Origin of the sequence: Methylobacterium sp. E-025 (assembly GCF_022829705.1) — a bacterium.
Lineage (GTDB): Bacteria > Pseudomonadota > Alphaproteobacteria > Rhizobiales > Beijerinckiaceae > Methylobacterium.
On record NZ_JAKSYR010000048.1, the window covers coordinates 23,125 to 31,021 of the forward strand.

Below are 7,897 nucleotides of genomic sequence, written 5' to 3' on the forward strand. Positions count from 1 at the left end.
TCATGCTGCTCACCGGGGCGAGCCGGGGCATCGGCCACGCCACCGTCAAGCGCTTCTCCGCGGCGGGATGGCGGGTGATCACCTGCTCGCGCCACGCCTTTCCCGAGAACTGCCCGTGGGAGATGGGCCCGGAGGACCACCTCCAGGTCGACCTCGCCGACGCCGAGGATACCGTGCGCGGGGTCCGCGAGGTCGCCGAGCGGCTGTCGATCGAGGGCGGCCTGCTCCACGCGCTGGTCAACAATGCCGGCATCTCGCCCAAGGGGCCGAACGGCGAGCGCCTCGGCGCCCTGCCGACCGACTTCGCCACCTGGCAGCGGGTGTTCCAGGTGAACTTCTTCGCGCCCGTGCTGCTCGCCCAGGGCCTGCGCGACGAGCTCGCCCGCGCCAAGGGGTCGATCGTCAACGTCACCTCGATCGCCGGGTCGCGCGTCCACCCGTTCGCGGGCGCGGCCTACGGCACCTCGAAGTCGGCGCTGGCCGGCCTGACCCGCGAGATGGCCGCCGATTTCGGGCCGCTGGGCGTGCGCGTGAACGCGATCTCGCCCGGCGAGATCGACACCGCGATCCTGTCGCCCGGAACCGACAAGCTGGTCGAGCAGATCCCGCAGCGCCGCCTCGGCACGCCCGACGAGGTCGCCAAGGCGATCTACTTCCTGTGCACCGAGGCCTCGTCCTACGTGAACGGCGCCGAGCTGCACATCAACGGCGGGCAGCATGTCTGACCGGCTGTCCCGCTGGTTGCTCCTCGTCGTTCTCGCCGCCACGCCCGCCGCCGCCGAGCCGGCGGTCACGATCCTCGATCTGCCGTTCCAGGCGACCGCGATGCGCGGGCCGCGGAGCGAGGTCGCCGTCGCGGTGGCGACGTCCGGGCTGATCCCGCTCGCCCGGCCGACGGCGGCGCCGGCCGCGCCGGACGTCGGCGAGGAGGAGAGCGCGCCCCTCGTCGTGGTCTGGGGCAAGGAGGGCGGCGCGGCCCTGAGCCTCGTCGACGGCGCGATCAGGACGACGCTGCTCGGTGCCGAGGCGATCGACGGACTGACGGCAGCCGAGACACCGCGCGGGGCCGTTCCGGGCTCGCGCCGTACGCTGTCGGGTGCGGCCTCCGCCTACCTGACCGGGGCCACCCGCGCGATCGGCGCCGCCCCCTCCGCGGCGGGCCTCACCATCCGCGAGCGCCAGCCGGTGGCGATGGGCGGCGATCCGAAGCCGGTGCCGGTCTCGACCGTGACGGTCGCCGCCGGCCCGGACGCGACCTTCGCCCTCGCGAGGCCGCGCGCCGTGCGCCTCGCCGGACGCCAGGCCTTCGTCGCGGCGACGCTCCGCGGCGGCGATGCGTCGGGTCTGGCCCTCGTCACCCGCGCCGGTATCGGCGACTGGGCCGTCACCGCCCGGACGCCCTCCCAGGATGGCGCTCCGCTGCGGATCGCCGCCGTCGCCGATTTCGGCGGGACCGGGTCGCCGCAGGTCGCCGCGGTTCTCGCGAAGGGCGGGCGCCTCCAGCTTTGGACGCCCGCCGTCGACGCCTTCACCCTCGCCGGCGAGGCGCCGGGCTACGCCTCCGGCCCGGGCGACGTCGATCTCGCCACCGCGGTCGAGGGCGAAGGCAGCGCGCAGGCGGACCTCGCTCTGCCCGTCGCCGACAATTCGGCCATCGCCCTGGTCTCGCTGAAGGGCGGCATCAGGGAGCGCGCGCGGATCGCGCTGCCCGCCCCCGCCGCCTACGGCGTCGCCGCGCTCGGGCGCGGGACGAAGGTGCGCATCCTCGTCGGCCTGTCCGACGGACGCGTCGCGGTCGTCGCGCCGGATGGGACGAAGCCGTGAGCGAGGCCGATGCGCGATTGTTTCCCATGCGCCCCTTCGTCGGCGCGTCGATCGCGGTGATCCGCGGCGACCGGGTGCTGCTGGCGGCGCGCGCCAACGCGCCGATGCGCGGCGTCTGGACCCTCCCCGGCGGGCTGGTCGAAGCCGGCGAGGCGATCGCCGACGCCGCCCTGCGCGAGCTCAAGGAGGAGGTCGGCCTCGACGCCGAGATGATCGGCGTCCTGCCGCCGACCGAGATCATCCAGCGCGAGCCCGACGGTCGCGTGCGCCATCACTACGTTGTCCACCCCCATGCGGCCCTCTGGATCGGCGGCGAGCCGGAGGCCGGCCCCGAAGCCCTCGCCGTCCGCTGGGCGACGCGCGACGAGATCGCCGACCTCGAAACGACGCCGGGTCTCGCCGACACGCTGGCGGACGCCTTCGCAAAGGTCGCCGCCCGTCGACCCGGGGACCGCCCGTGATCGGCAAGCCGTCCTTCCTGCACCTCATCCTGCCGGTCCTCGCGGTCGGCGCCGGCTTCGCCGTTACCGCGCACGCTCCGGCGCTTGCGCAGCAGCGCCCCCCGGCGCGGCAAGCCCCGAAGCCTGCCGAGAAGGAGCCGCCCCCGCCGCCCCCGGAGCAGGCCGCACCCTACGACCGCGACCTCACGCGGCTGTCCGAGATCATCGGATCGCTGGCCTTCCTGCGCGAGCTGTGCGCGGGTGCCGACGCTGCCGAGTGGCCGAACCGGATGAAGGCGCTGATCGAGGCCGAGGGCGTCACCCCCGGGCGGCGCGACCGCCTCGCCGGGGCGTACAACCGCGGCTACCGCGGCTACGCCTCCACCTACCGCGTCTGCACGCCGGCCGCGCACGAGGCGGCGGGCCGCTTCGTGGCCGAGGGGGAGCGCCTGTCGCACGCGCTGGCCGGCCGTTTCGGCGGTTGATGCAAACCGGCCACACGGCAGAAGCATCCGGGGAAACCGTCGTATTCGACCATCCGCGTTAACCGCTTCGCAATTCCCGGCTGGTCGCGGACCCGTGAGCCGCCTATCATCCTTTCCGTACGCCGGGCCTCCAGCCCGCGCGCAACGGATGCGACGCCCCATGCAGAACAGCACTCAGACCGCCCCGTTCGAAGCCGACGTGGACGAGAAGCGCGCCGCCCTGGGCTACGTGTCCGAGGCGTTCGCCGAGGGCTGCCTCGACGGTCTCGACGGCGACTGCATGGCGCAGGCGGCCCTGTTCGCCGCCTTCCAGGAACTGGTCATGACCTACGGCGAGGAGGCGACCGCCCGCTACGCCGAGGGATTTCCCGAGCGCATCCGCGGCGGCGCCTTCACCACCGCGCTCCAGCACTGAGCCCGATGCCGCGGCTGGCGCGGGCTCAGGCCCGTGCCAGCGCCTCTTCGAAGGTCACGGCCTCGCCGCGCGACGGCGCGGTCAGCACACCGTCCCACATCACGCGGGCCCCGCGCACCACCGTCCCCACCGGCCATCCGGTCACGGTCTTGCCGTCGTAGGGCGTCCAGGCACTCTTCGAGGCGATCCAGGCATTGCGGATCGTCTCGCGGCGCTTGAGGTCGACCACCGTCACGTCGGCGTCGTAGCCGATCGCGAGCCGCCCCTTCCGTGCGATGCCGAACAGGCGCTTCGGCCCGGCGCTCGTCAGGTCGACGAAGCGCTCGAGCGACAGCCGTCCGGCCGCGACGTGGTCGAGCATGATCGGCACCAGCGTCTGCACCCCGGTCATCCCCGAGGGCGAGTCCGGATAGGGCTTGGCCTTCTCGTCGAGCTGGTGCGGCGCGTGATCCGAGCCGAGGATGTCGGCGACGCCCTGCCCGAGTCCCCACCAGATCCTTCGGCGATGCGCATCGCCGCGCACCGGCGGGTTCATCTGCACGAGCGTGCCGAGCCGCGCATAGGCCTCGTCGCCGTCGAGGGTGAGGTGATGCGGCGTCACCTCGACGCTCGCCACGTCCTTGTGGTCGGCAAGGTAGTCCATCTCGTCGCCGGTCGAGATGTGCAGGATGTGGATGCGGGCGCCGGTCTCCCGCGCCAAGGCCACCAGCCGCCGCGTCGCCGCCATCGCCACCTCCGGCGAGCGCCAGACCGGGTGCGAGGACGGGTCGCCGGGGACGCGGAGATCCTTGCGCGCGCGCAGCATCGGCTCGTCCTCGGAGTGGAAGGCGGCGCGGCGGCGGATCGCCGTGAGGATGGCGCGCACGCCCGCATCGTCCTCGACCAGCAGCGACCCGGTCGAGGACCCGACGAACACCTTGATGCCGGCGGCGCCGGGCAGCCGCTCCAATTCGGCGAGCTGCGCCACGTTCTCGTGGGTGCCGCCGACCCAGAACGCGAAATCGCAATGCATCCGGTGATGCGCGCGGGCCACCTTGTCGGCGAGCGCGTCCGCGCTGGTGGTGAGCGGCTTGGTGTTCGGCATCTCGAACACGGCGGTGACGCCGCCCATCACGGCCGCCCGCGAGCCGGATTCGAGATCTTCCTTGTGGTCGAGGCCGGGCTCTCGGAAATGCACCTGGGTGTCGATCACGCCGGGCAGCAGGTGCAGGCCGGCGCAATCCTGCCGCTCGGCACTGGCTGCCTGCGCGAGGTCGCCCATCGCCGCGATGCGCCCGCCGCGGATGCCGAGGTCGGCAAGGTGCGTGCCGTCCTGGTTCACCACCGTGCCGCCGGAGAGGACGAGGTCGAAGGGCTGGTCCATCGGGGATGCCATCGGAAACGCCTTGGTTGAGGCCGGGTCCCGGGCGGCTTATGTCACGCCTCATCCTCGCGCAATCGCGCGGCCTGGAAGGCCCGATCGGGCCGAGTGAGGACTTGCCATGCCGATCGCCCTGCTGCCGGACCGCGCCCTCGTCACCGTGACTGGGCCGGACGCCACCGCCCTGCTCCAGGGCGTGATCACATGCAACGTCGAGACGCTGGGCGAGGCGGAGGCGCGCCTCGGCGCCCTGCTGACGCCGCAGGGCAAGATCCAGTTCGACTTCCTGATCTCGCGGATCGCCGACGGGTACCGCCTCGACGTGCCGGCCGAGCAGGCTGCGGCGCTTGCCAAGCGCCTGACCCTCTATCGCCTGCGCGCCAAGGTCGAGATCGCGGTCGATCCGACCATCGCCATCGCCGCATCCTGGGACGGCGCCACCACCGCCGCCGAGGTCGACGCCGTGGCCGATGCCCGGGCCGAAGGCCTCGGCGCGCGGCTCTACGCGGCGGCGGGCGCCTTCTCCGCGAACGCGTCCGAAGCGGAGTACCACGCCCACCGCATCGCGCTCGGGATCCCCGAGGGCGGGCGCGACTTCCCGTTCAGCGACGCCTTCCCGCACGAGGCGCTGATGGACCAGCTCGGCGGCGTCGACTTCCGCAAGGGCTGCTACGTCGGCCAGGAGGTGGTCTCGCGGATGCAGCACCGCGGCACAGCCCGCACCCGCATGCTGCCCGCCATCTATCCCGCGGGCGAGGCGGCCGCGCCCGGCTCCGAGATCACCGCCGGCGCCAAGGTGCTCGGCGTGACGGGGAGCCGTGCCGCCGGGCGCGGCCTCGCGATGCTGCGCCTCGACCGCCTCGCCGACGCGATCGCGGCCGGCGAGCCGCTGCGCGCCGACGGCAAGGTGCTGACCGTGGAGCGCCCGGCCTTCGCCAGCTTCGCGATGCCGGACGTCGCGGCGGGCTGAACTGAATGACCGAGGCATCGCATCCGGTCGAAGGCCTCGTCCGCCATCCCGACGGATGCGCCCGGTGCTGGTGGGCGGGGCTCGATCCGCTCTACGTCGCCTATCACGACGGCGAATGGGGCGTGCCCGAGCACGACGGCCGCGCGCTCTACGAGAAGCTGATTCTCGACGGCTTCCAAGCCGGGCTGTCGTGGATCACGATCCTGCGCCGGCGCGACGGCTTCCGCCGCGCCTTCGCCGCCTTCGATCCAGAGGCCATCGCGCGCTTCACCGAGGCCGACGTGGAGCGGCTGATGCAGGACACCGGCATCATCCGCAACCGCGCCAAGATCGTCGGCACCGTCGCCGGCGCCCGCGCCTGGCTGCGGATCGAGGAGCGCGGCCCCGGTTTCTCGCGCTTCCTGTGGGATCACCTGCCGGACGGCCGGCCGATCCAGGGCAGCGCGCGGACCCGCAGCGAGATCCGGACCGAGACCGACGTGTCGCGGCGGATCGCCAAGGCGCTGAAGGCCGAAGGCTTCACCTTCTGCGGCCCGGTGATCGTCCACGCCTTCATGCAGGCGGTCGGCATGGTCAACGATCACCTCGTCGGCTGCCATCGCCACGCGCCCTGCGCCGCGCTGGCGGAGCCGGGCCGTTGAGCGCGCTGCAGCCGCGGGCGTGGCAGCGGATGCTGTCGGGCCGCCGGCTCGACCTGCTCGACCCCTCCCCCCTCGACATCGAGGTGGCTGACATCGCCCACGGGCTCGCCCGCGTCGCCCGCTGGAACGGGCAGACCGCGGGGCCGCACGTCTTCTCGGTGGCGCAGCACTCGCTGCTGGTCGAGGCGGTCGGCCTGCATCTCACGCCCGGGTGCACGCCGGCACAGGGCCTCGAGCTGCTGCTGCACGATGCGCCGGAATACGTCGTCGGCGACATCATCTCGCCGTTGAAGGCCGCGATCGGCGATTCCTACAAGGGTGTCGAGCGCCGCCTGCTCGCTGCGATCCGCCGGCGCTTCGGGCTCGAGGCGCCGACCCCGGCCTTCGCCCGCCTGGTCAAGCGTGCGGACCGGGTGGCGGCGCATGCCGAGGCGGTGCGGCTCGCCGGATTCGCGCCGGACGAGGCGACGCGCTACTTCGGGCGGCACGAGACCCTGCCCGAGCCGGTCCTCGCCCTGCTCGACCCCTGGCCGACCGCGCAGGCGCAGGCCCGTTATCTCGACCGTTTCGCCGAGCTCGCGAAATCCTGACACCCGACCCAGAACCCGGACCCGAGATGCCGACGCTGCACGTCTGCCCCCTGTCGCGCCTGCCCGAAACCATCGCGGCGACTGGGGCGAGCCACGTCCTGACGCTGCTCAACCTGCCCTCGGCGCCGGAGCGGCCGGCGACGATCGCCGAGGGCTGCCACGCGGTGGTCGGCGTCAGCGACATCGCGGTCGCGACGGACGGGTACGTTCTCCCGGCCGAGGACCACGTGCGCGCCATCCTCGACTTCGTCGCGGCGTGGCCGCGCGAGAAGCCGATGGTGATCCACTGCTACGCCGGCATCAGCCGCTCGACCGCCGCGGCCTACATCGCCGCCTGCGCCCTCGATCCGGCCCGCGACGAGGCCGAGGCCGCCGCGGCGTTACGCCTCGCCTCGCCGTCGGCGACGCCGAACCGCCTGTTCGTCGAGATCGCCGACCGGCTGCTCGGCCGCGACGGCCGGATGGTCTCGGCCGTCGCCGCGATCGGCCGCGGGGCGGACGCCTTCGAGGGCACGCCGTTTCGTTTCGAGCTCGGCTGACCGGTCGAGCCCACCGGCATACCGGTGTGGCGCAAACGTCGCCGCCGGCTGGAAAAACCGCGTGTCTCCGCCCGCCGCGAAGGCACGTGGGGTTGTGGCGGTCGCCGCCTCCGCCTTAGAACCGCACCAAAGGATCCTGTAGGGATGACCGAAAGCCGACCCGACGCGACCGCGATCGCCGCCGACACGCCCTTCGAGAAGGCCCTGGAGCAGCTCGAGGACATCGTCCGCCGCCTGGAGAAGGGCGACGTGGCGCTGGACGAATCGGTGACGATCTACGAGCGCGGCGAGGCGCTGAAGCGCCACTGCGAGATGCTGCTGAAGCGGGCCGAGGCCCGCATCCAGCGCATCACCCTGACACCCGACGGGCGCGCCGAAGGCGTCGCACCCCTTGACGTCGATTGAGATGCGCCGTGCCCGAGCACCGCAGCCTCGTTCGGCGTTCGAGATCGATATGAGGCCGAACCCGTGACGCAGACCCCCTCGATGCCGGCCCCCTCGATTTTGGACGGTTTGTCCGAGACGTCCGCGTTGCGGTTGCTTCCGGAGAGCGATCTCCGGGCGGTGGCGGACGCGGTTCGCTCGGAGATGATCGAGGCCGTGTCGGTGACGGGCGGTCATCTCGGGTCGGGG

Annotated in this window: 12 protein-coding genes; 11 read left to right on the forward strand and 1 reads right to left on the reverse strand. The window is 73.0% G+C overall.

The genetic code is table 11. The features are described from left to right. Positions 1-2 precede the first annotated feature (2 nt). The 5 genes from MKK64_RS04225 to MKK64_RS04245 all read left to right on the forward strand — a co-directional run bounded on the left by MKK64_RS04225 (position 3) and on the right by MKK64_RS04245 (position 3,164). Positions 3-725, forward strand: coding sequence for an SDR family NAD(P)-dependent oxidoreductase (locus MKK64_RS04225; protein ID WP_147728807.1), 723 nt, complete (start codon positions 3-5; stop codon positions 723-725). Continuing rightward, positions 718-1,824, forward strand: coding sequence for a hypothetical protein (locus tag MKK64_RS04230; RefSeq protein WP_243932347.1), 1,107 nt, complete (start codon positions 718-720; stop codon positions 1,822-1,824). The genes MKK64_RS04225 and MKK64_RS04230 overlap by 8 nt, the downstream gene beginning before the upstream one ends. Positions 1,825-1,850: 26 nt before the next feature. Then, the gene (locus MKK64_RS04235) at positions 1,851-2,285 is read left to right on the forward strand and encodes an NUDIX hydrolase (RefSeq protein ID WP_147728810.1); all 435 of its coding nucleotides are present in this window, start codon (positions 1,851-1,853) and stop codon (positions 2,283-2,285) included. Between the two features lie 26 nt (positions 2,286-2,311). Then, entirely contained in the window at positions 2,312-2,749 is a 438-nt protein-coding gene (locus tag MKK64_RS04240) for a TIGR02301 family protein (protein WP_243932352.1), read from the forward strand. Positions 2,750-2,909: 160 nt separating this feature from the next. Further along, a complete protein-coding gene (locus MKK64_RS04245; RefSeq protein ID WP_147728485.1) occupies positions 2,910-3,164 on the forward strand; it encodes a hypothetical protein in 255 nt (84 codons plus the stop codon). 25 nt (positions 3,165-3,189) lie between these two features. Here MKK64_RS04245 and MKK64_RS04250 read toward each other — a convergent pair whose 3' ends face one another. Next, complete coding sequence (locus MKK64_RS04250) at positions 3,190-4,527, reverse strand: dihydroorotase (protein ID WP_243932348.1); 1,338 nt, start codon at positions 4,525-4,527, stop codon at positions 3,190-3,192. Between the two features lie 118 nt (positions 4,528-4,645). Here MKK64_RS04250 and MKK64_RS04255 point away from each other — a divergent pair, with 118 nt between their 5' ends. The 6 genes from MKK64_RS04255 to MKK64_RS04280 all read left to right on the forward strand — a co-directional run. Then, entirely contained in the window at positions 4,646-5,494 is an 849-nt protein-coding gene (locus MKK64_RS04255; protein ID WP_243932349.1) for a YgfZ/GcvT domain-containing protein, read from the forward strand. 5 nt (positions 5,495-5,499) lie between these two features. Beyond that, positions 5,500-6,135 (forward strand): DNA-3-methyladenine glycosylase I, encoded by a 636-nt coding sequence (locus MKK64_RS04260; protein WP_147843984.1) that lies wholly within the window; start codon positions 5,500-5,502, stop codon positions 6,133-6,135. A 29-nt stretch (positions 6,136-6,164) separates the two neighbouring features. Beyond that, positions 6,165-6,725, forward strand: coding sequence for a hydrolase (locus MKK64_RS04265; RefSeq protein WP_147728487.1), 561 nt, complete (start codon positions 6,165-6,167; stop codon positions 6,723-6,725). A 26-nt stretch (positions 6,726-6,751) separates the two neighbouring features. Further along, a complete protein-coding gene (locus MKK64_RS04270; protein ID WP_147728481.1) occupies positions 6,752-7,264 on the forward strand; it encodes a tyrosine phosphatase family protein in 513 nt (170 codons plus the stop codon). Between the two features lie 144 nt (positions 7,265-7,408). Continuing rightward, positions 7,409-7,669 (forward strand): exodeoxyribonuclease VII small subunit, encoded by a 261-nt coding sequence (locus MKK64_RS04275; protein WP_147728480.1) that lies wholly within the window; start codon positions 7,409-7,411, stop codon positions 7,667-7,669. A gap of 81 nt (positions 7,670-7,750) precedes the next feature. After that, positions 7,751-7,897 (forward strand): 1-deoxy-D-xylulose-5-phosphate synthase N-terminal domain-containing protein (locus MKK64_RS04280; protein ID WP_243932353.1); only part of this gene is annotated, 147 nt, incomplete at its 3' end.